This window comes from Sulfobacillus thermotolerans (assembly GCF_039623705.1).
Lineage (GTDB): Bacteria > Bacillota > Sulfobacillia > Sulfobacillales > Sulfobacillaceae > Sulfobacillus > Sulfobacillus thermotolerans.
The window spans coordinates 2264076-2286519 of the sequence record NZ_CP133983.1 but is presented as its reverse complement, the minus strand read 5'-3'; the positions used below and the strand labels follow the sequence as shown (position 1 = coordinate 2286519).

The following is a 22444-nucleotide window of genomic DNA, read 5'->3' as shown; positions in this document are numbered from 1 at the left end:
ATCGCTATCCCGTTACTCCGGTAATGCTTCTTCTTCTGTGCTGACCGAAGCGCCTTGCCCTGTCGACACTTTAACCAAACTAGCCCGGAGGACCTGCTCCCGCCATTGGAACCCTTTGAGCAACTCTTCAACGATTGTTCCCTCAGGCTCGGCACTGTCCACCTGCTGGACCGCCTCATGAACCCGGGGATCAAAAGGCAACCCAACGGTTTCAATGGGGGTGACACCAAACCGAGTGAACACTTCATTAAATCCCTTTAGGGTCATTTCTAACCCTGCTCGCCAAGCTTTTGCTTCGCCTTCTTCCGGCATATACTTGAGTGCCCGCTCTAAGTTATCGTAAACGGGTAGAAAATCTTTCAAAATTGCACCCGTGACAAATCCCCTTAGTTCCTCTCGCTCTCGATCCATCCGCCGCCGAAAATTATCAAAATCGGCCTGAAGCCGCACTAATTGATCGTAGCGATCTTGGGCCACTTGCTGCCAATTCGTTGCATCCTCCTGAGGCTCTTGAGAATCCGCAGTCTCTTGCTCCATCTCCTGAGATTCCACGGTTTCCGGCTCTTCCTGGGATATCTCACGTTCGTCAGCCATCGATAATCCTCTCCTTCTCACATTCTACCTTATGCTACACCCAACCGATGTCGCCTCATACGCGCTTTTCGCTGTCACGCCCACCGCAAGGCTTGGGACAATTCGTCCGATACGACCTCTAACACGGTCATCACATAAGCATACTGCATACGCCGCGGCCCGACCACCATCACCTGCCCGACGATTCGTTCTCCCATTTGGTAGGTGGCCGTCACAACACTGCAGTCTTGGATGTCTGCAACCGATGTCTCCGTGCCGATCAGCACGGTTACCCCGCCCGTCATGGGATGAGTTTGGGCCATTTGCTCGACAGCCTTATCTTGCTCTAAAAATCCCAGAACCCGACGAACCTTCTCGATGTCATTAAATTCCGGGTAATTTAAGATGTTTAAGGGGCCCGCCAGGGTCATGCGTTCCTCGTCGCTACCATCGCGGGCTAGCCAACCTAAAGCCGACTTCCACAAAGACCAATGTTGCTTAAGGCTCGTCGACAACGGGTCTAGAATATAATTCTGCAAGTCCCGTATCGCCATGCCCGAAAATTCTCGGGAAAATTCCAGGGCCAGTTCATTTAATTGTGCTAAACTGAGTTCAGATGGAATGGAGACCGTACGGTTTTGCGTCAACCCATCTTCCGTACGCATGATAAGGAGCGCCTGGTCCGGGCCCAGACGGACAAAACGCAGCGCTGAAAAAATGCCGAGTTCCCAAGATGGTGCCAGCACAATCGAAGGATAGCCTGTAATATCACTGACAAGCCGCGCCGTCTGATGCACAAACCATTCCAATTCGCGAATGCGCGATTGATAGGTTGCCCGAATGCGTTCTAGCAAATCGTGGCCAATCGCAGGCCGCGCCATCAACTCATCCACATAAAAACGATATCCTTTATCAGACGGCACACGTCCCGCTGACGTATGCGGCTGTTCAAGAAAGCCCCAGTCCTCCAAATCCGCCATTTCATTACGAATCGTCGCAGGACTAATTCCCAGATTATATTTGCGTGCCAGTGTCCTCGAGCCCACAGGTTCTGCTGAGAGAATATAGTCCTCGGTCAGCACCTGCAAAATGCTGCGTTTTCTCGCATCCATGTTGTCACCTCCCACCCGAATTAGCACTCTAACCACACGAGTGCTAACGTATCCTACTAGCTAAAATAGCGTGCGTCTACAATCACTGTCAAGCACTTGCCGTCTCCTCGACAAATTCTCGAAATACGTAGTTGGCCACGTCAAATCCCCGCGCTGACAACCGAATCCGGTCTCCATCACGCTCGATGAGGCCTTGCTGAAGAAGCCGCCCCAGTGTACGCCCAAAGAGTGCTTCCGGCACGACGCCAAAACGGCGCACAAAGCGCGATCGCGAAAATCCTTGGCACTCCCGCAACCCTAACCAGACGTATTCTCGCATCTCTTCGGGCCGTGCTAACGGCTCCGCTCCTGCTTCAACAGACTCGCCGGCTAAAGATGCTTCGATATAGCGCCTAACCCCGCGCACGTTCCACCAACGCCGTCCGTGCCAGTATCCGTGCGCCCCTGCCCCCAACGCCAAGTAGGGGTTCATGGTCCAATAGAGCCGGTTATGACGCGACCACCGGCCATTTCGGGCATAATTGGAAATTTCATAGCGTTCAAGCCCGGCCCGTTCCATAAAATCGCGACCATAATCGGCCATGTCGGCTGTCGTGTCGGACAGTGGTAACGTCACCTGTCCCTTTTTTAGTTGCGTCGCCAAGGGCGTCCCTTCCTCAATTTGAAGCTGGTACATGGAAATGTGATCCGGTTCCAATTGGCATGCGGCGTCCAAAGTCTCGTGCCACTCCGCCATGGTCTGTTGGGGCAATCCATAAATCAAGTCCAGACTGATATTGGAAAAGCCCGCGGCACGGGCCGCAGATACCGCATCGCGAGCATCCTTTGCCGAGTGAATGCGATTCAAGCGCTTCAAATGATGATCCTGCAACGCCTGAACTCCTAAGGATAGTCGATTCACGCCCGCGTTCCGGTAGGCCTCAAGACGCTTTTTGTCCACCGTTCCAGGATTAGCCTCCATGGTAACCTCGAGGTCAGAGGATACCGTAAGAGGGCTTGTCAACACCTCGTGCAACAGCTCTCCAATGTGGTCAGGACTCACTAAAGACGGCGTGCCTCCACCAAAGAAAATCGAGACTAAGGGGCCACTTGGAACGTCTTGGATGCGTTCCCACTCTCGCATCAAGGCCTTCATATATACGGCATGATCTTGTTCGCCCATCCCTGTAACGGTGTTAAAATCACAATACGTGCAACGGGATTGACAGAAAGGAATATGCACATAAAGGCCCCAGTGGTTGATGGCCGGATCCGTCACTTGTCTTCCACCCGCAAGATGGCCATAAAGGCTTCTTGGGGAATATCGACACTTCCCACCGATTTCATCCGCTTTTTACCCTCTTTTTGTTTTTCCAACAGTTTGCGCTTCCGGCTAATATCCCCACCGTAGCATTTAGCCAAGACATCCTTGCGCATCGCACGGACCGTTTCGCGAGCAATGACGCGCCCACCAATAGACGCCTGCAACGGCACTTCAAAAAGCTGCCGGGGAATCAAATCCCGTAATTTTTCCACTAAAGCCCGTCCCCGATGATATGCCTTATCGCGATGCACAATGATCGAGAACGCATCGACGACTTCGCCATTAATTAAAATGTCCAAACGCACCAAGTCGGCTGGAACATATCCGCTCCACTGATAATCGAAGGAGGCATACCCACGGGTACGGCTTTTCAGCTGGTCAAAGAAATCATACATAATCTCCGCCAAGGGCAGTTGATATGTCAGCATGGCACGTTGGCTGTCGATGTATGAAAGATCTTTATAGACTCCGCGCCGCTCTTGGGCCAATTCCATGACGGCCCCAATATAATCGCTTGGTGTAATGATGCTCGCCGTTACGACCGGTTCTTGAATCTCTACAATGTCGCCAGCGACCGGCATTAAAGCCGGATTGTCCACACGAATCTGCTCGCCATTCACCAGTTGGACCTGATATACGACGTTAGGTGCAGTTGTAATCAAAGAAATGTTGTATTCACGCTCGAGCCGCTCTTGAATGACATCCAAATGAAGTAACCCCAAAAATCCCGCGCGAAAACCGAACCCTAAGGCTGCCGAGGTCTCTGGCTCAAACGTCAAGGCTGCGTCATTGAGCTGCAATTTTTCCAACGCCTCACGCAGACGGCCGTATTCATTGGTATCGACGGGATAAAGGCCCGAAAACACCATCGGCTGCGCAGGACGGTAGCCCGGCAATGATTCTTTCGCCGGATTGGCGGCCAACGTCACGGTATCCCCAACGCGCGTGTCTTGAACGGTTTTAATGGCGGCGGCAAAAAATCCCACCTCTCCCGTTTGCAATTCCGATACGGCCACCGGATGTGGCCGAAATACTCCAATCTCGGTCACATCAAATTCCGCACCATTAGCCATGAACCGCACCCGGTCGCCCACCTTCAACGCGCCGTCGACCACGCGGATATAGACCAACACCCCTTTGTAACTGTCAAAGCGAGAATCAAAAATCAAAGCCCTAAGCGGCCCCTGGCTGTCGCCTCGGGGAGGGGCAATCCGTTCAACAATCGCATCAAGCGCTTCGGCAATGCCGATCCCTTGCTTAGCGGATACTAAAATCGCTTCGGTTCCATCTAAGCCAATTTCTATCAGTTCCTCGCGGACCCGGTCCGGATCGGCATTCGGCAAATCAATTTTGTTAATGACAGGAATCACCGTTAAATCATGCTCCAACGCCAAATATAAGTTGGCCAGCGTCTGAGCCTCAACGCCTTGGGCGGCATCAATCACTAAAAGAGCCCCCTCGCAAGCCTGTAACGCCCGCGACACCTCATAAGTAAAGTCCACATGGCCCGGCGTATCGATGAGGTTCAGCTCATAGAGATGTCCTTGACTCTGATAGTCCAGACGAACGGCCTGCGCCTTAATCGTAATGCCACGCTCCCGTTCGAGATCCATGGAGTCCAGAACTTGCGGCGCCATTTCTCTTTTCGTCAACGCGCCGGTGGTCTCAATAAGCCGGTCTGCCAACGTACTTTTACCGTGATCTATATGAGCAATAATCGAGAAGTTGCGGATATCCGACTGTTTCACACTAGCCCTCCACCGTTTGGTCCGTATCCTTATTATCTTAACGATTTCCGTGGTGCATGAAAAGCGACGCGAGCCCTTACCGAAACAATGCCCCTTGGGGGCTTTGGAGGTCTTAACCCTTTGATGTAGTTCTTTGTCACCACACCCCCCGGACCTCATGGTCTGGCCATTTTACGACAAACGTCCATTCCTCGCTCCCCCATGACTTTTTATGCTAAGGATACCGGCCATGCATAGGCTGTTATTTCGAGGAGGGTGTGTGATGGACCAATTGGGGTTTGCGCGCCTGCAGTTTGGCGTAACGACCGTGTATCACTTTTTATTTGTGCCAATCACTATTGGCCTGGCATTTCTCATTGCCATTCTGGAAAGTATTTACGTACGAACGGGCAACGAAGACTACCGGCCCCTTCTACAATTCTGGGGGCGTTTATTCCTCATCAACTTTGCCGTCGGTGTGGTGACAGGTCTGCTTCAAGAATTTCAATTTGGTCTAGACTGGGCGAACTATTCACGGTTTGTTGGTGATATCTTTGGGGCGCCACTGGCCGTCGAAGCGTTATTAGCCTTTTTTATGGAGTCGACGTTTATTGGCGTCTGGAATTTTGGGTGGGACCGCATATCCAAAAAGTTGCACCTACTATCGATTTGGTTAGTGGCCGCAGGCACCATGATTTCAGGTTTTTGGATTCTGACCGCCAACTCGTTTATGCAAGAACCCGTGGGCTATCAAATTGTCAATGGCCATGCTCAAATGGACAGCTTTGGGGCGTTATTGACCAATCCCCAGCTTTGGGTTGAATTCCCGCATACGATTTTAGCCGCTTACTTGAGCGCCTCGTTCTTCATGTTAGCCATTAGTGCCTTTCATCTCTTAAGAGGCCAACACGTTGAGAGCTTTAAAAAATCGTTCCGCGTGGCCTCCATTGTTGGTCTCATTTCGGCCGTTCTGGTGATTGTCGTAGGCGATATGCAAGCCAGTCACCTCGTCAAATCACAGCCCATGAAGCTTGCAGCGGCCGAGGCTTTGTGGAATACCAGTTCCGTCCACGCCCCGTGGAGCGTGATTAGTGTGGTCAACACCAAAGCCCAAAAGGACGAATTCAACATTAAAATTCCCGATATGCTGACCATATTAGCCTACAAACGGCTCAGTGGCTCTGTTCAAGGCATTCACCAAGTGCAAGCCGAATACGTCAAAAAATATGGGCCCGGTAATTATATCCCGCCCGTTGCCCCGACGTATTATGCCTTCCGCACCATGATTTTTGCTGGAACCTTGATGCTTGTCTTCGCAGCGTATGCGGTCTATTTACTGCGCCACTCACGCTTTACCAACAAGCGCTGGTTTTTGAAAGTGCTGGAATGGAGTCTCATTCTTCCCTACCTGGCCAATACCGCCGGATGGATTATGACCGAGGTGGGACGACAACCATGGGTCGTCTACGGCCTACTACGCACCGCCAACGGTGTCTCCTCCCCCAGCAGCGTGTCAGAAAGTGACATTGTCGTATCCCTGATTACCTTTGCCGTGGTCTATGGATTCATGGCCGTCTCCGCAATCTACTTGTTCCGCAAGTATACGATTATCGGCATCGACCCCACAGACAATGCTCAAAGTGTGGAGAGCACGTCTCCGATGATGTTTATTGGGTCGTAAGTGCCATCAGCGGATACAAACAGGAGGGAGTCTATTATGTTACCGACAATATGGTTTATCCTCATTGCTGTGTTGTTTACCGGATATTTCATCCTTGAAGGATTTGATTACGGCGTCGGGATGCTATATTCCTTCATTAGTCATAATGATACCGAACGGCGCATGGCGCTGAATACCATCGGACCCTTGTGGTCCGGCAACGAAGTCTGGTTGGTGACCGCAGGTGGTGCCCTATTTGCGGCGTTCCCGTTCTGGTATGCAACCTTATTCAGTGGATTTTATCTCGCACTTGTGCTCATGCTGGTCGGCCTCATTTTCCGGGGCGTTGCTATTGAGTACCGCAGCAAAGACCAAAGCCCCGCGTGGCGCAAGCGTTGGGACATTATCATGACCGTAGGCAGCTTCTTGCCTGCGTTGCTATGGGGCGTGGCGTTTGCCAATTTTCTCGAAGGCGTGCCCATTAACGCCCAAATGAACGACGTTGGGGGATTTTTTAGCCTTCTACGTCCGTATACCGTATGGGCAGGATTGTTGAGTCTCACCTTGTTTCTCGCCCAAGGCGCTACCTTCCTTGCGCTGAAAACGGCTGGCCCGTTACGCGATGCAGCCGTTCGCGTTGCCAAACCGTTATTAACCACAGCGTTAGTGTTAGCAGCTGTCTTCATGGTATGGACAATGCGCATGCCCGCCTTAGGCCATCGTCCTTGGTATTTCACCATCAGTCTTTTAGGCTGGATTAGTCTGCTTGTCGCCCGCCTCGTCGTAGACAAAAAACAAGGCACGGCATTTTTGTGGCAATCCGTTATGATTGCGCTGAGTACAGCCGCATTCTTTTTGGGACTGTTCCCTCATGTCATGGTGTCGACTTTAGGTGCCCGCTATGACTTGACCGTAACGTCAGCCGCGGCCAATCCGTACACGCTGCATGTCATGACCATTGTTGCGTTAACCATGGTGCCTATTGTCTTAGCGTATCAAGCGTGGACCTACTGGGTCTTCCGCAAGCGCATTACGCCCGAACAACACTTGGAATACTAACCCTGCCGCACAGAGGGACCCAGGTTTGCCTTGGGTCCCTCTTCATCATAAGAGCCCATTCTAAGCCGCTTTCTCACGGTGCTTGCGGTGAACAACAATGGTACTGGCAAACATCACATTCATGGTGCCCATTAATAAGTTGAGTTCCATATCGTGAGGCTCTTTAAACCCTAACGTTAAAAAGAAGATACCATTCAACACGGCCAATATAATGGGAGGAATGCGTCCGCCCCGGGCTAGCACTAAGAGACCACCACACACCAATTCAATAATCCCAACCGTCAAGCCGAATGTGGCCACGTGGGGAAAAATATAGGTGCGGATAATAGGGGCCAAGGGTGTTGTCGGCAAAGCGGCCGTCACGCGCGGAACAAGCCATACGCTGGTCGGGGTATAGAGCTTAAAAATTCCCCGCCAAAAGAAATATAAACCGTCAATCAGCCGAAGCACTGTCAACCACCGACTGCTTACCTGATACCGGGCCATCAGCCCACCTCCTTGCCTTTCCTCTTGTTCGATCTTAACGCAGTTTTGCCGTTTCGGCGGTTTTATGGCTAAAATACATGCCGACCACAATCATATTACGGGCTTCGATACACTGGCGGCTTCCTCAGGAAACCCCATGACCGTGTTAATCAACGAACGGCGCACGCATGAATTCGCGAACCAGCAACCAGGACTCATCGCGATAAGCGTTCCCGAATTTCTTGTGTATTTACATGATCGGGGTATACTCTCAATTACAGAGACGGCAGATACCTTCAATCGGTTGGCGGCCCTTGGACGCACCCCGAAGTTATTTATGAATGCGGCTGCTGCGGATATCCGTGCGCGAGGAGGGAGTGTGTGATAGCTATGAATCGTCAATCTATAGCAGATGAGCGCGTCATTGCTGAACTATGTGCCATGGGAGATCTCTCGCGTTCGGAGGCGGTAGCGCTCGTACAACAGAAAGGGCTGGATGCACTTCGTGTGAAAGTCGGCGCTTTCCTCTATGCCCGAACCCCCATGACCAGTGGAGACGCGGCCGTACGCGTCGGCCTGCGCAACCGGGGATTGCTCTTGCGGTATTTGGACGATCATCAGATACCCCCGGCCTCCGAAGACGATGACGATTCTGAAATGGCCCAACGCGAATTCAGCCGCCGGATGAATGAGCGGCTTTCCCGTTTGCGTTCCTAACGGGGGTCTGCATATCCGGAGTTAAGTGCAATAGAAGTTGAAAGCCTTACACCGTGCGACGTTCTTCAAAATGTCATCTCAGTTGTCAGGCGACTATTTTCGTGCAACAGCGCTCCCAGCGGGAGTGGAAGGGCTGTTTTCTGAGAGATTGGGGTAGTTTTAGACCTATCTTTAGTGGCTATTGCAGTTTTCGTTTGCGGGAACTCCCCCGCCGGGGATTCGCGAAGGTCGCTGAACCTCTGATCATGATCTATTCGGGGCGCTCGGCCTGGCGTGCCAAACGATACAAGGTGGCCCGGCTCACCTGCGTCATGGCGCAAATATCGTTGACGGTCAGATGATTGGTGTCCCGCGCTCCGAACAGTTCGAGGGCATGGGTCGCCCCTTTATGATGCCGGGTATACGTGTGCGGCCGTCCCTGGTAGACCCCGCGGACTTTGGCCGCGGCAATGCCTTCCCGCTGGCGCTCTCGAATGAGATCGGCCTCAAATTCCGCAATGCCGGCCAACACCGTCATCAAGAGCTTACCGATGGCGGTGGCCGTGTCGACCATATCCCCGCCCATGTTGAGCACGACCAGGGCCACCCCTTTCTCCGTAAGGGTCGCGATGGTATTCAGCGCATCCTGCGTGCTTCGGGCAAATCGATCCAGTTTGGTGACCACCAGCACGTCACCGTCCTGGAGACGATGAAGGAGAGCCGCGAATTGGTCCCGATGGCGCAGGGAACGTCCCGAGATCTTTTCCTGATAGATGGGGTCACACCCGTAGGCAGTGAGCTGGTGAACCTGGGTCGCCAAACTTTGGGTGGTGGAACTGACGCGCGCATAGCCGTAAATCATGGTCTGGGGGCCCTCCTCGCGCGATGATTAATGAGACAAGCATATGATACACTACAAACGGCGACAACACACAGCGTGTTCGGTATCTCAGGTGAGTCTACCCATGTGAGACGCCGGCGCACCTCGTTTCGAGAGGAGGATGGCGGTGCCCGTCAATTTTCTGACCGCAGAGCAATCTGCTCAATACGGGCGGTATGCGGGGGAACCGTCGACGTCCCAACTGGCCCAATATTTTTTTTTGGATGATGCGGATCGCGTATTTTTGCGCCCGCTCCGGCAGGCGGAGACCCAGTGGGGTTGTGCCGTGCAACTTGGCACCGTGCGTTTTCTCGGGACCTTTGTCGACGATCCCGAGAACATCCCGGCCAACATCGGCGATTATCTCGCCGCACAACTCGGTCTGGCCGCCACGCCCAACCTCCGCGCTTACGTTCAGACCCGGGTCCATTGGGACCATCAACGGCGCATCATCGCCCACTACCACTATGCCTCGTTTGACGCCCAACCCCAGCATTGGCGCCTGACGCGCTGGCTCTACACCCGCGCGTGGACGGCGGCGGAGCGTCCGAGTCTCCTCTTCGACCAGACCACCGCCTATTTACTCGATCGGAAAATTCTCTTGCCCGGGGTGACCACCCTGACCCGTCTGGTGGCCCAGGTACGCGATCGAGCTCAACTCCGCTTGTGGCGGCGCTTGGCCGCGGTACCGGATGAATCTCAACGGAACCAATTGGAATCCTGGGTTCAGGCCATCGACCCCGGGCGCCCCACGCCCTTGGATCAGTTGCGCCATCCCCCGACCCGGATATCACGCACCGGCTTTCGCCAGGCGGCGGAGCGTCTAGACCTCCTGCAAACTGTGGACCCGGGCCGATGGGATCTGCACCTCTTGCCCACCGCCCGGCTTCAGGCCTTGGCCCGATTCGCCGCCACCGCGCGCGCCCAGACCGTGGAGCGGCTAACGCCGGAACGGCGCGTGGCGACTTTAGTGGCCTTTGCTACCGTGTTTCACCAGACGGCCCAGGATGATTTTTTCGAGCTTTTCGATCGGTTTTTGAGTGAGCATTGGAGCCGCGCGACACGCCAGCAAGCGCAAAGCCGCTTGCGGACCCTCCGCGATTTGGATGCGGCCGCCAAAATCTGCCGAGACGCCTGTACCATCCTCCTGCAAGAGGACACGCCGGATGCCCGGATCCGGGATGCGATCTGGGCCACCATTCCCAAGGCAACGTTGCAAGCCGCCGTGGCCACCATTGCCCAGGTCACGCAGAGCGCGGCCGCGTCAGACGAACAGCAGGCGGTGGAGACTCTGTATCCCCTGTTTCGACCCGTCATGGCCTGGTGGCGGGAGCATCTGATCTGGGAAGCCACGCCGACCAGCCAAGCCGTGTTGGAACGCTGGAATTTTGTCCGCGCGCATTGGGGAGAGACTCGGAGCCGATGGCAGACTGCCCCGACGACGGGCCTGACGGCCGCATGGCGGGCGGTGGTCTGCGATGAGACGGGGCGGATCCACCCCGCAGCCTATACCGTATGGACAGTCCAAGCCGTCTGGGACGCCCTCCGGCGTCATGACCTGTATAACCCGGGCAGTGTCCGTTACGGCGATCCGCGGGCGCAACTCTTGCACGGTCCGGCCTGGGACGCCGCCAAACCGCATATGCTGCGGACCTTAGGCTGGGCCGTCGATCCCGCCGAGGCGCTCACCCCATTAGCTCAGGCACTCGATGCCGCCTATCGCCAAACGGCAGCCCACTGGGCGGACAATCCGGCCGTCCGGCTCGAATCCGGGGCGATTCGGCCCCGGGTGGTGCTTACGCCACTCGACCGCTTGGAGGAATCCGCCGCGCTGCGCACACTGCGACCTCGGGTCGATGCTTTGTTGCCTGCCGTCGCGTTACCCGAGTTGCTGTTAGAAGTCCATCAGTGGACCGGATTTGCGGACGCGTTTACCCATGTGAGTGAAGGGGGCGACCGCATTCAGGATTTGGCTCTGAGTATCTGTGCCGTGCTGTTAACGCAAGCCTGTAACATCGGGTGGGAGCCCGTGGTCAATCCCGCCGTCCCCGCCCTGGCCCGTGATCGGCTGGCCTGGGTCGCGCAAAACTATATCCGGGCGGAGACGTTGGCGGCCGCCAACGCCACCCTCGTCGACTACCATGGGCAGCTGCCGCTGGCCCAGTCCTGGGGTTCCGGCGACGTGGCCTCCGCCGACGGCATGCGCTTTGTGGTGCCGGTCCGCACCCTACACGCGGGGAGCAATCCCAAGTACTTTGGCATGGGACGGGGCGTGACCTATTACAACTTCGTGAGCGACCAATTTAGCGGCTTTCATGCATTAGTCGTGCCGGGCACCCTGCGGGATTCGCTGGTGGTGCTGGAGGGACTCCTCGAACAAACCAGCAGTCTGCATCCGCACGAAATCATGACCGACACGGCGGGATATAGTGACATTATTTTTGGCCTGTTTGGCCTGTTAGGCTATCAATTCAGCCCCCGCTTGGCGGATGTCGGGGAAGCGCGCTTTTGGCGCATCGCGGCGGACGGCGACTATGGCGTGCTGAACGATCTCGCGCATGCTCGCATCCGGTGGGATCTGATTCAGCGCCATTGGGAGGACATGCTCCGGGTGGCTGGCTCTTTGAAGTGGGGCGCGGTGAATGCCACAGCCCTCATCCAAACCCTGCACCGCGGCGGACGACCCACGGTGTTGGGGCGGGCCATTGGAGAGCTCGGCCGGATCTACAAGACGCGCTATCTCTTGGCCTACCTGGATGACGCGGGCTATCGGCGGCGGATTCTGACGCAACTTAATCGCGGGGAAGCGCGGCATAGTCTCGCCCGCGCCGCCTTTTACGGCAAACGGGGGGAACTGCACCAAGCGTATCGGGAAGGCCAGGAAGACCAATTGAATGCGTTGGGGTTGGTGGTGAATGCGATGGTCCTTTGGAATACGCGGTACATGGGGGTGGCCGTCGATGCCTTGCGGGAGGATGGCGTCTCTATCGACCAGGAGGACCTCGGTCGGTTATCACCCTTAAGCCATGACCACATCACCATGTTGGGCCAATACTCGTTTCAGGTGCCCGAATCGGTGGCTCAAGGGCGACTGCGGCCGTTGATGCGGCTCACCCGGCGGTAGTGCCTACTGCATTTATCGTTCCGTTACTACCCGAACCCCACTTATTAGAGGACTTTCGTGACTTCCCGAAGGGCCTGGCAAGCTTTCGTGGGGAGGACGGCGTCCCAATCCTGTTGGTCGGTGGGCGGGGCGGATATTTAAGTGCTTACCGAACCGAGAATGGCATCCCCCAAAAAGTGCGGACCGTTTACTTATAGCAACAAAGAGAAGGAGCGCTAAAGTTATGAAGTCGTCGAGTCGTTGGATGACCTCCCGCTTTGCCATTTACGCGACTGGTAACTCCATAAACAACGTTGGGAACTCGATGTATGCCATCGCCTTGCCACTTCTCGTCTATCATCTTACCCAGTCAAGTTTATCGATGGGGTTAACCGTAGCCTGCGAAGGCTGCTCAATGCTCTTCCAACCCTTTATCGGCACGTTGGCGGATGGCCTAAGCCCGCGATTCCTCCTGATCGTCTCTCTTCTTTATCAGGCCGCACTTGGCGCTGCGCTCCCTATTCTTTACTGGCAACACGATCTCACGACCTATATTATTTACGTTATTGTGTTCCTCCTTGGACTGGGCATGAATTCCTTACAGTCAGTGCAAACCGTTATTATTCCGATGATGTTCGGGGAGTCTAAAGACCAGGCAAGCGCAGGCCTGACGGCCGCCTACACGGTCACCACGATTATTGGGCCCTTGGCTGGAGCTACCGCTCTTGCTACGTCGGGGTACCAGGCACTGCTGTGGATCAACTGCTTATCGTTCCTAGCCCCCATCGCGTTACTTCCGTGGACGCGGGTACCCACTCGTTCCCATGCCTTGAAGGGCATCGCACGCGCACGGTCATCATGGTGGAACCAAACCCGCGAGGGGTTCCACGAACTCACACGTCACGGCTTCACAAAAAATCTGTTATTAAGCTTGATGTCGTTGCGCATGGCCAACGCCGCGATCCTCCCCTTGGCCGAGTTTATTCTGAGACATACGTTTGGCGTGGGTAGCGCGATTGTGAGTGGCGTTTTTGTTGTCGAAGGCATCGGTTCGTTTATCGGAACCCAATTGCCTGTCCGGCTTAAGCGGCTATCGACCACCTCGTTTCTGCTGTACATGGTTGCATTTAATGTTCTAGGACTTCTTTTCATGCTGTTCCCTGCCTGGCCTGCGGTGCCTGCGGGATTATTTCTCGGTGCCGTTGGATACTTGGGAGCGTCTGTGGCAAGAAACTTGCTTTTGCAAAACCATGTGCCTATCGAATTGCTCGGTCGAGCCAGCTCGACCTTTCGGACAGCCACAGGGGCCGTCGCCATCATTTCTCCGCTCGTGATGGGATTCATTACGACGATTTGGGGAGCCAACACGGCTTTAATCGTCTTGGCCGCTGTGGCCACAATACCCTTCGCGTCTTTAACCCGGCGCCCGAATCCCATCCGTGTTTCGAGCCATAAATTAGAATAGCCCTGTCCTCGAAGCCAAATGGAAAGGTACGGCAAGCTACCAAATTGGCCTGGAAGGCAGAGGTCAGAGGAACCAAACTTACACGAGGCTCATTCACATTGGAGAGGACAAAGGGAATATGACTAACCTATCTAGCAGACGCAAATTTATGCAGGAAGCTCTCAATGCCGCACGCCAAACGTCCGCCCGCGTGTCGCCCAATCCACGTGTCGGAGCCGTGCTAGTGAAGGGCGATAAGATCATTGCACGGGGATGGCACAACGGGCCCGGAACGGCTCACGCGGAGGTCATGGCCATTCACGCTGCGGGTCCTGCGGTCGCCGGCAGCACCCTCTATGTCACCCTGGAGCCTTGCAACCATTTTGGTCGCACCCCTCCGTGTACGAAGGCCATTATCGAAGCCGGAATTTCTAAAGTCCATGTAGCCCTTTCGGACCCTAATCCTCAGGTATCCGGACGAGGAACCGCCCGTCTGCGACAGGCCGGGATCGACGTGATTTATGATGACGAAGCTCAGGACGACGCCGCAGAGCTGAATCGGCCGTATCTCACTTGGATGACGAAGCATCGGCCGTGGGTGATGTTAAAGACCGCCCAATCGTTAGATGGCAAGGTGGCCTCTTCGTTTGGAGAATCCCAATATATCAGTGGTCCGAAGGCCTTGTCTTACGTCCATGATCTCCGCGGCGATTCGGATGCAATCCTTGTCGGTGTAGCAACAATCATCGCAGACAATCCTCAGCTCACGTTCCGAGGGGCGTCTGACCGCCCCGACCCGCTTCGGGTTATCTTGGACACACACGGTCGCACGCCGCCGACAAGCCGCGTGTGCAATCAGTCATCCTCCGACCCTACATGGATTTACACTTCAGATAAGAGCACTGAGGAGTGGCGCGAAGCCATGACTAACCGCGACGTCCGAGTGATCACAGTACCCACTCTGAACAATCGCATTGATCTGCCGGCGGTGATCCGAGACTTGGCGGATCATGGGATTCAGTCGCTCATGGTTGAGGGCGGCCCCACGGTGCACGCAGGCTTTATTACAATCGGTGTCGTTGATGAGTGGCAAACCGTGATAAGTCCAATAGTCTTGGGCGGTAATGGACCGGGGGCCGTCGGAGGGTTAGGGTTTCATCTGTCCCAAGCTCCGCTGTTCCGAATTCACAAAATCACCCCTCTAGATCGTGACATGTTGATCGTGGCGCGGCCTGTTGAGGACCCACGGGCACTCGGTTAATCTGGGAGTACCGTGGTTGCTTATTGGTTTTGTAGCAACCGTTTGAATGGGCCTTATATGGCCGGACCGAGCGTCTTCGTTCTTGGCCCCCTTACAGTTGTCCCATCACCATTCGCCGACACAATGCCACCATATCAACCCCGACATCGACCGGAACCGTCGATTCGTCGGGCCCCATGATGGTGGGCCGTGCGAATTGGGCATTACCGATAGGCGGTAATTGCTCCCGTAACGGACTTTGCCGTGCTAGCGGGCGCCGACGCGTTTTGGTGACCCCTTCGGCCCAGAGCATCTTCGCGCGCAAGGCCGCGAAGCTATAGCCGCGCCCCAGACGATCCGTCGCGCGGATGAGATTATTAAGACTCTCGGTATACGCGTTCGTCACCGGGTGATCAAAGTACGCCACGATATGCGTATCCCAGTGCCGCCAAGCGGTCAGCAACTCCGCAAAGGCGGCGCGTTGGTCGGGCGTGAGTGACTGCTCCCACGTCTGATAATAGGATCGAGCCTCGGCGGCACTGCCGCAATCATAGAGCCCGAAGAATGATTCCTTCAAGCGATGGATCTCGCCCAAAACCGGATAGTTTTTGACCCACGTGGAGAGGCGCAAGGCTTCCCGGTCGGTCAGGTCGGCCTCCCGTTTGAGGAGGACGAATCGATCGTGCATGAGTCCCCGGCGCTGGGCCGGCGTCAGCGCCTCCCGGAGTTGCTTGCGCACCCGCTCCACGGCGGCATTGGCCATCTTGAGCACATGGAACTTGTCAATAACCACGGTGGCCTGCGGGAGGGCCGCCTGGACGGCCTCCTGGTAGGGGCGCCACATGTCCATCGTCACCCGTTGCACGCGCTGTCGATGCGGCAATCGCATGAGGTACGCCGTCACGGTCTCCTTGTTGCGGTTCACCAGCAAATCGACCAGCGTACATTCTTGGACGTTGGTCACCACGCCCCGAGGACGGATGAGATGGATTTCATCGAGACCCAGCCATTGCGGAGTCTCGACCTGACGGTGCGCTTCTAAGGCGGTCACATGATCGTGGAAAATATCGCGGACCGTCCGTTCGGAGACACCCACCTCCTGCGCCACGTGGGCAAAGGGCCGTCGGATGGCCGCCGGTCCGATCCAGGCGACTAACCGTTCCGTCATAAACCGCTGGGTATCCACGCGGGGCAAATCCTCGTAAAAGGTCTTCCCACACGCTTTACAGCGAAAGCGGCGCGTTTGAAAATAGAGACCCACGCGCTTCCCGTGCATTGGCAGATCCCGAATCCATTGCTCACGACGGCCATAACCCACGATGGCCGTGCCGTCACAATGGGAACACATCCTCGGGGCTACCAGAGTCTCGGCGGCAATATGGTAGGCGTCATCGGTTTCATCCACCGCGATGATGCGGTAGTCGGGCAAGTTGAGCAGGTTCGGCACGGGTTCCGCCATACGATCATCCATGAAGCCTCCAGATTCGTCATTGCATCCATCCATCATACAATCCGTTTTTAATTTACCATGACAATCACCAACGATCCATTACAAACCCCGTTTTTAGTACGGCATGTTACTTCGACTCAATTATCCGAAATCCACCACAAACTCCGCATACCCCATTCCCCGAAGGAGGAGACGCCATGAGGTGGTATCTCAGTGGGCCGATGACGGGTTTGCCCGATTTCAACCGGGCCGCTTTTCATGCGGCGGCCGCGCGGATTCGGGCGGCGGGCCATGAGGTCTTGAATCCGGCCGAGCTCTGTCCGCCCGGCATTTCATGGGAGGAGGCCATGGCCATAGACTTAGCGGCTTTAGAGACGGCGGAAGGTGTTATTACGTTGCCAGGCTGGGAGCGATCGCGCGGTGCCCGGATTGAGGTGCAACGGGCCCGCCAACAGGGGCTCCCTGTGCATGCCCTGCGCCATTGGTTGCAAATGCGCCACGATGCCCGTAGCGCACAAGAATTGGAATACGACTGATATCCCTTTGGCAAATTGCATATAAATAGAGCCCGTACTTCGGTGCAAAGACGGGCTCTTTAGATCACGAATGTAATGCCGTTACAATTACGTGGCCGACAATTGTCCCCACGACAGCACCGATGGGACCCCCTATTGCGGTCCCAATCGCCGCACCGAGTGCCGCGCCGACAATGTGTTCAGTTTTTTCTTGCTGCATTGGACACCACTTCTCCTTTCTGTTCAAATGTTTTGCCGAGGAGTCGAAGTGCTCCTCGCCTACTTAGCATAACAACACGGGTATGGGATACAGGGCCTCACCAATGTAAGTTGTAAGTTCGCAGATCCTGGTGCCCATTCCGCGAGACAAGGGTTCGACATGCCTTACAGACCGTGAATATGTTGTAAAATAAGCTATGGTATACGATACCGATACACTCATCACATTAGCTCAGCAACGGGGGATTGTTCTTCATCGGCGCACTCTCACCGATTGGGCGCAACGGGGCCTTATCGCCCAGCCCGTCCGCCGAGGACGGGGACGGGGCCATGGCGTCCGTTTTGAGTGGTCACATGATACGCTAGAACGCATCGAAGCCATTGTACCCGCGATGAAGGGCTTCCATGACGCGCGCTTTCCGATGATATTATTGTGGCTACTGGGGTTTGATGTGCCCGTGGCCCAAGCCAAAAGTGCTATGCTATCGACCCGAGAATTCTTTGATTCCCTGGCCGTGATGCGCAAGGAAATGAACGAACAATTGGGTCCTTCTTCTTCTCGGGATGACCAGGCGGATTGGCTCAGTCGCTACGCCGTAAGAATGGCGGGCACCAACACTATCTTGGCGGATGATATGGAGGCGCTGTTTCATTTATTTCTCGCCGACCATCCTGACCTTGGGGTGATCGACAGTATGATTGATCGGGCTGTAGCTGATCAGCCCATGCAGCGTCTCCCCCGTAACCTAATAAAAAAGGCAATGCACTTTCTTCGCTACGACTTTCCGCTGAATACCATGATGGAGCAAGCCTATGCCACATCTGACAGTGATTGGCTAAGAGCGCGCAGAGAATGGCTTCAGCTCTTACGCGCCGCGCGCAGACTGTCGCAATCCTTAACGCTAAACCAAACTACCTTTCGTCTGGTCGGCTATCAACTGGTTATTATGGTGGGCCCTCTGGTTTTTTTCACGCTTTTGCTATTAAAACATCCGAACAAGCGGCATTGGCTGGCAACAATTGATAAGATAACACGAGACGTTCAAGAGATTAGTCGCGAAAGCCCTGAGCTTTGGGTTCCAATACGCGCTTTCATATTGAAACGCGTTCGCTACGCGGCCTCTAAGACAACGAAATTGAGGCCATTTAAACTTAACCCGTAATTTTAATACTTGTGGTCGGATCGGCACAGTAAGTTTCCTGCCGCCTGATTAACACGGTGCCAGATCTCGGCAGACACATGTCACGCCATCTGCGTCATAAATCAAAAAATCGTTGCGTAAACCCGATCACGCTATCTCAAGAAACTCCTCGATATGCGGGATCGTCAGCGTCATATTAACCACATAAAGGGGGTTCTCTCTGGGTAAATCCACGGGTTTATTGGCGGGCCCCTAATCGAATGAACACGGCTCGCCGCATGCTTTTGTCGTCGCGCTCTATTTTACAATAGGATATTCCACGTTACCCAAATGCGGCACAAATTGTGGGGCCCAGTCAGCGAGCCCCTGCTTCAGGACAAAGGCGTTATATCCCAAGATCCGCAAAATGGCGGTGGCTTGGGCGGCTTTTTGCAAGGTCCCTGAGACCAAGACAACCTCCTTGCGATAAGGAATCTTGGTGAGATTGGCTCCGAGTAAGCGAAAGGGAATATTCACGCTGCCCGGAATGTGCCCACGGTTAAACGCCTGCGGACTCCTCAGATCGACTATCATTGGAGCATGGCTGGTGGATAATAAATTGAGCAGTGTATTCGGCCCAATGGTCCAAGGGCGTCCATAACCTTCGGGGTATTTCTGATTTAACCGGGTCCAAAAGGTGGCGAAGGGGCGCGCGAGCCTGAACGGCACGCGATCATTACCAGACGGCGGCGCCACATTTCGTGGGGGCGCTATCGATGATGTGACGAGAGGCAATGGTGACACCTCTGAGGCGGTGGGCCACGTATCGAGTAGGCGGTTCCATGCCGACGTGCCCCACCGGAGACTGTACGCGTTGTACCCTAATAACCGTAAGAGGGCGGGCGTCATTTCGCCGCCATCGCCATCATAACAAAACACCACAACGGGTCGGTGTTTAGGCAAGGGAAACAGATGAATGTGCGCGATTCCCAACGCACTCATCATCGTGATAGTCCGAGGTTTTTGGGTAAGCAATTCTTGCCCCATATCTTGCAATGGAATATTATGGCTTCCTGCAATGTGCCCACGGGAATATCCATCGGGGCCAAAAGGTTGGCGCACATCAATTAAAACCGGGCGGTTGTATGGCCTGTTGATCCAAGTGGCCAGTTGCGCCGCCGTCACTTCATAATCGTGATGGGCGGCAGCAACGGCAAAGTACCGGGCTATCGTCCTTTTTTCGGCGATAGACAACCCGTAGGGATTGGGGGGGAATCTCAAGGACGCGCTGAGTCGTATGACCCCTCCAATGCCGACCACCGCGGCAATGAGGCTCGACACCATCCACCATTTCTTCCATTTCTTCATTCGGCATCCTCCAGACTCTCGCCATTTACGGGAGCGAGGTTTTGAACACGAGAATGCGGGTATGGACAGGGCCGACCGACCAGAGCCGCGTCGGCGGAAATGCCGCGAAGCCGCGCCACCTCATGTCAAATGTCGCCGTATCAAATGCGGTGTGGAGTTGGGCTAGAGAGATGCGCATATCGGGATCATTTGTTAGGTAGTTCGCATACACAAACGTCCCAAGGTGAAGGCGCATAGGCGAGATGAGGCCGCCTTGACCCCCGCCCCCGATCCCTTTGGGCCACGACATCCGGTCCGGCCACTGAAGCAACACGGGAGGAAACAGCCCGTGATACTGCAGCTGTTCGGCCCAGACGACATCAAAGTGCGGGAACGACGACGTATGGTGGCCGTGGGATGGAACCGGCTTATACCGCATTTGAAGCATCCCCCGCCATGGCCCCGCGGTCGCCGTTTCCTCCTCAACCGTCCACGGTGAGGGTTTTTGCGCGAGCGCCACGGCATTACCAATCGTCAGTAGCGGCGTCCCCGCGGAGGGCAGAAACAGGCCGATGCCCTCCAATCCCAGCCATCCGGCCACCATTGCCCCGATCGCAAGGCTCCCGATCACGCTTTTTCTCATGGATCCCATCCTCTGTGTCGCCATATCGCGTAGACACCATGATCATATCTCTCCGGGCCTGCAAACGGAACGGGACCGGCCCTGAAACTGATGTTACCCTGTGTCACATCGGTTTTGCTCGTCAGCCCCCGTATTATTTGCCACCATTACGCTGACTCGCCAAACGAATAAGGAGGCAGGATGATGAAAACCACCATGGTATTAGGCGCCGCGATCTCTCTCGGCCTCGGAATGGTGCCCTCGTCCGCCATGGCTGCAAGCCTCGGCCAAGTGGCGGCCATTCCGCAGGCTGGCGGGAATACAACCATTCAAGAGAGCAATAGTCCAACCGCTACCCGTACCTTTTTTTCAGAGACCAACCCCGCAGGCATTGAAATGACCCCCGCAATGACCGCATTACTGGGACCGAAAGTCCGACATATTGTCGCCCACGGCGGTGTCGTGACCTCCACAGCGGGTGCATCTACACCGTGATCGAATCATCCCAAGTGCCCAATGATGAAAACATTGGCAACCTTCAGGAGACCTATTTTCACACGACAAGTGGCGTATCATACAGCTTAGGCGTCACCTATGGGTCCCCGAGCCTTACAATCAGTCCCACAACTTGTGAAAGTCCTTACTATTCAGATCTTGCTAGTTGGGATTATTAAAAAAACCGTTGGCATCCAGCAAGCGACTCAACCGGGATCCAAGCGTCTTTTCTTGGCTCCCGGATTTTTTTCGAACGCTTTGACACTAATCCCTCGTATGTTTGGTCCCGAGGACATATTGTGGTGTCCGAAAACTAGACACATGTGGAGCGCCACACGTGTTATACATCTCTATTAGGCCATATGCATCCCCGACGGTGCGGCGGATGCTATAGTCAACGGACGCGACGGGACAGACGCTCTTCAGTTTTCCCCCTGCAGTAAATCTTGCCTAACGCAGGCCGTTTGCCGGTCTTCAAACATAGCGAGCCGTGACACCATGCTCGCTATGTTTGACCACTTCTCCACCGCACGTGTCGCGGTTGGAATAAGACAGGAAACCGCTACCGCACTTTACCACCCAAGAATAAAAGCCCAAACCCCCGCCATCCAGAATGATAGGTTGTGATGTCCGTAAGTCACCATGCGTCCAAACATACTTTGTGATAGACTCCAGTTGCATTATCGGGATCCCCGACAGGACCTTTGGGATTGCATTTGTATATCGCATTATTTTTATGCAATAGCGGCGTTGATAATCCGGTAAGTGTTTTCTGAGGCCCGTTGCGTATTACAGCATCTGCTGTAATAGGGTGTTTTTGCCCATCCCCTCGAAAAGGGGGAATAAGAGATTAGACGTGGGTAACTTGTTCCGGTATAACTTCTAATTGAACCAGTTCGTGAATGATAGCCTCCATGTCAACGGGCTCTGGATCGTGATTAAATTCGTATCGACCGTAGAGATTAATATGCTGCCACGCAACAGGAGAAATTCGCTTCAACGCATCGGAATCTTGACTGTGCTTTTGCCTGTAATCCAACATGTTTGATAAAATACTGGCATTGTAATAAATGATGCAATTGGCGATGAGACGACTGCACTCGCCCCATATTTGTTGGTGTTGTTCGGTTTTAAAACGAAGTTTCCCAAAGTTGGCATAGGACACCGCTCGGCATAGTTTATGATAACTCTCGCCCCGATTCAGGGCTCGCTGCACATTGCGACGTAGCGGTTGAGAATCAATGTAATCCAGAAAATACAAACTTTTGATGATGTTATCATACTCCCACAACGCGCGCTTGGTTTTGTTTTTACGGGCGTAAGCACTGAGTTTCCCGGTGATAATGCTCTGCGTTGTAGTTTTCAGGGCCAGGGACAAAATGATTCGCTGGATATTTTCAAACACGTAATGGC

Annotated in this window: 21 protein-coding genes; 10 read left to right on the top strand and 11 right to left on the bottom strand. The window is 54.7% G+C overall.

What is annotated here, in order from left to right; translation table 11 throughout:
* Positions 1-12 precede the first annotated feature (12 nt).
* The 4 genes from grpE to lepA all read right to left on the bottom strand — a co-directional run bounded on the left by grpE (position 13) and on the right by lepA (position 4736).
* Positions 13-594 (bottom strand): nucleotide exchange factor GrpE, encoded by a 582-nt coding sequence (grpE, locus tag ORD20_RS11825; protein ID WP_103374487.1) that lies wholly within the window; start codon positions 592-594, stop codon positions 13-15.
* A gap of 74 nt (positions 595-668) precedes the next feature.
* Entirely contained in the window at positions 669-1685 is a 1017-nt protein-coding gene (gene hrcA, locus ORD20_RS11820; RefSeq protein WP_103374488.1) for a heat-inducible transcriptional repressor HrcA, read from the bottom strand.
* A gap of 88 nt (positions 1686-1773) precedes the next feature.
* Positions 1774-2943: a radical SAM family heme chaperone HemW gene (gene hemW / locus ORD20_RS11815; protein WP_103374489.1), complete on the bottom strand. Its 1170-nt coding sequence runs from the start codon at positions 2941-2943 to the stop codon at positions 1774-1776.
* Positions 2940-4736, bottom strand: coding sequence for a translation elongation factor 4 (gene lepA / locus ORD20_RS11810; RefSeq protein ID WP_103374490.1), 1797 nt, complete (start codon positions 4734-4736; stop codon positions 2940-2942). Before lepA ends, hemW begins: the two co-directional genes overlap by 4 nt.
* Positions 4737-4998: 262 nt before the next feature.
* On the opposite strand from lepA, the gene ORD20_RS11805 reads away from it, so the two are divergent.
* Both ORD20_RS11805 and cydB read left to right on the top strand, forming a co-directional pair.
* On the top strand, positions 4999-6396 hold the full coding sequence (locus ORD20_RS11805; RefSeq protein WP_103374491.1) for a cytochrome ubiquinol oxidase subunit I: 1398 nt from the start codon (positions 4999-5001) through the stop codon (positions 6394-6396).
* 33 nt (positions 6397-6429) lie between these two features.
* Positions 6430-7434 carry a cytochrome d ubiquinol oxidase subunit II gene (gene cydB, locus ORD20_RS11800; protein WP_207654611.1) on the top strand — a complete coding sequence of 335 codons (1005 nt, stop codon included), beginning with the start codon at positions 6430-6432 and terminating at the stop codon, positions 7432-7434.
* 60 nt (positions 7435-7494) lie between these two features.
* Here the strand turns inward: cydB and ORD20_RS11795 are convergent, their stop codons facing one another.
* Positions 7495-7920, bottom strand: coding sequence for a hypothetical protein (locus ORD20_RS11795; protein WP_103374493.1), 426 nt, complete (start codon positions 7918-7920; stop codon positions 7495-7497).
* A gap of 64 nt (positions 7921-7984) precedes the next feature.
* Here ORD20_RS11795 and ORD20_RS11790 point away from each other — a divergent pair, with 64 nt between their 5' ends.
* Both ORD20_RS11790 and ORD20_RS11785 read left to right on the top strand, forming a co-directional pair.
* The gene (locus tag ORD20_RS11790) at positions 7985-8284 is read left to right on the top strand and encodes a hypothetical protein (protein ID WP_103374494.1); all 300 of its coding nucleotides are present in this window, start codon (positions 7985-7987) and stop codon (positions 8282-8284) included.
* Positions 8281-8616, top strand: coding sequence for a hypothetical protein (locus tag ORD20_RS11785; protein ID WP_103374495.1), 336 nt, complete (start codon positions 8281-8283; stop codon positions 8614-8616). Before ORD20_RS11790 ends, ORD20_RS11785 begins: the two co-directional genes overlap by 4 nt.
* Positions 8617-8866: 250 nt before the next feature.
* Here ORD20_RS11785 and ORD20_RS11780 read toward each other — a convergent pair whose 3' ends face one another.
* A complete protein-coding gene (locus ORD20_RS11780) occupies positions 8867-9457 on the bottom strand; it encodes a recombinase family protein (protein WP_103374496.1) in 591 nt (196 codons plus the stop codon).
* Positions 9458-9596: 139 nt separating this feature from the next.
* On the opposite strand from ORD20_RS11780, the gene ORD20_RS11775 reads away from it, so the two are divergent.
* The 3 genes from ORD20_RS11775 to ribD all read left to right on the top strand — a co-directional run bounded on the left by ORD20_RS11775 (position 9597) and on the right by ribD (position 15283).
* Positions 9597-12599 carry a Tn3 family transposase gene (locus ORD20_RS11775; protein ID WP_430626202.1) on the top strand — a complete coding sequence of 1001 codons (3003 nt, stop codon included), beginning with the start codon at positions 9597-9599 and terminating at the stop codon, positions 12597-12599.
* A 223-nt stretch (positions 12600-12822) separates the two neighbouring features.
* Positions 12823-14043 (top strand): MFS transporter, encoded by a 1221-nt coding sequence (locus tag ORD20_RS11770; RefSeq protein WP_103377025.1) that lies wholly within the window; start codon positions 12823-12825, stop codon positions 14041-14043.
* Positions 14044-14161: 118 nt separating this feature from the next.
* Positions 14162-15283 carry a bifunctional diaminohydroxyphosphoribosylaminopyrimidine deaminase/5-amino-6-(5-phosphoribosylamino)uracil reductase RibD gene (gene ribD, locus ORD20_RS11765; RefSeq protein WP_430626201.1) on the top strand — a complete coding sequence of 374 codons (1122 nt, stop codon included), beginning with the start codon at positions 14162-14164 and terminating at the stop codon, positions 15281-15283.
* A gap of 91 nt (positions 15284-15374) precedes the next feature.
* On the opposite strand, the gene ORD20_RS11760 is transcribed toward ribD, so the two are convergent.
* On the bottom strand, positions 15375-16733 hold the full coding sequence (locus tag ORD20_RS11760) for an ISL3 family transposase (RefSeq protein ID WP_158246299.1): 1359 nt from the start codon (positions 16731-16733) through the stop codon (positions 15375-15377).
* A 176-nt stretch (positions 16734-16909) separates the two neighbouring features.
* Here ORD20_RS11760 and ORD20_RS11755 point away from each other — a divergent pair, with 176 nt between their 5' ends.
* On the top strand, positions 16910-17248 hold the full coding sequence (locus ORD20_RS11755) for a DUF4406 domain-containing protein (protein ID WP_207654677.1): 339 nt from the start codon (positions 16910-16912) through the stop codon (positions 17246-17248).
* A 64-nt stretch (positions 17249-17312) separates the two neighbouring features.
* Here ORD20_RS11755 and ORD20_RS11750 read toward each other — a convergent pair whose 3' ends face one another.
* Complete coding sequence (locus ORD20_RS11750; protein WP_255398145.1) at positions 17313-17447, bottom strand: hypothetical protein; 135 nt, start codon at positions 17445-17447, stop codon at positions 17313-17315.
* A gap of 196 nt (positions 17448-17643) precedes the next feature.
* Between ORD20_RS11750 and ORD20_RS11745 the strand changes: the two genes are divergently transcribed.
* Entirely contained in the window at positions 17644-18609 is a 966-nt protein-coding gene (locus ORD20_RS11745; RefSeq protein WP_103375880.1) for a hypothetical protein, read from the top strand.
* A 276-nt stretch (positions 18610-18885) separates the two neighbouring features.
* On the opposite strand, the gene ORD20_RS11740 is transcribed toward ORD20_RS11745, so the two are convergent.
* Complete coding sequence (locus tag ORD20_RS11740) at positions 18886-19935, bottom strand: rhodanese-like domain-containing protein (RefSeq protein ID WP_103375881.1); 1050 nt, start codon at positions 19933-19935, stop codon at positions 18886-18888.
* 25 nt (positions 19936-19960) lie between these two features.
* Positions 19961-20557 (bottom strand): hypothetical protein, encoded by a 597-nt coding sequence (locus tag ORD20_RS11735; RefSeq protein WP_103375882.1) that lies wholly within the window; start codon positions 20555-20557, stop codon positions 19961-19963.
* 180 nt (positions 20558-20737) lie between these two features.
* Between ORD20_RS11735 and ORD20_RS11730 the strand changes: the two genes are divergently transcribed.
* Complete coding sequence (locus tag ORD20_RS11730) at positions 20738-21031, top strand: hypothetical protein (RefSeq protein WP_430626200.1); 294 nt, start codon at positions 20738-20740, stop codon at positions 21029-21031.
* Between the two features lie 850 nt (positions 21032-21881).
* Here the strand turns inward: ORD20_RS11730 and ORD20_RS11725 are convergent.
* Entirely contained in the window at positions 21882-22436 is a 555-nt protein-coding gene (locus tag ORD20_RS11725; protein WP_430626199.1) for a Tn3 family transposase, read from the bottom strand.
* Positions 22437-22444: the final 8 nt, after the last annotated feature.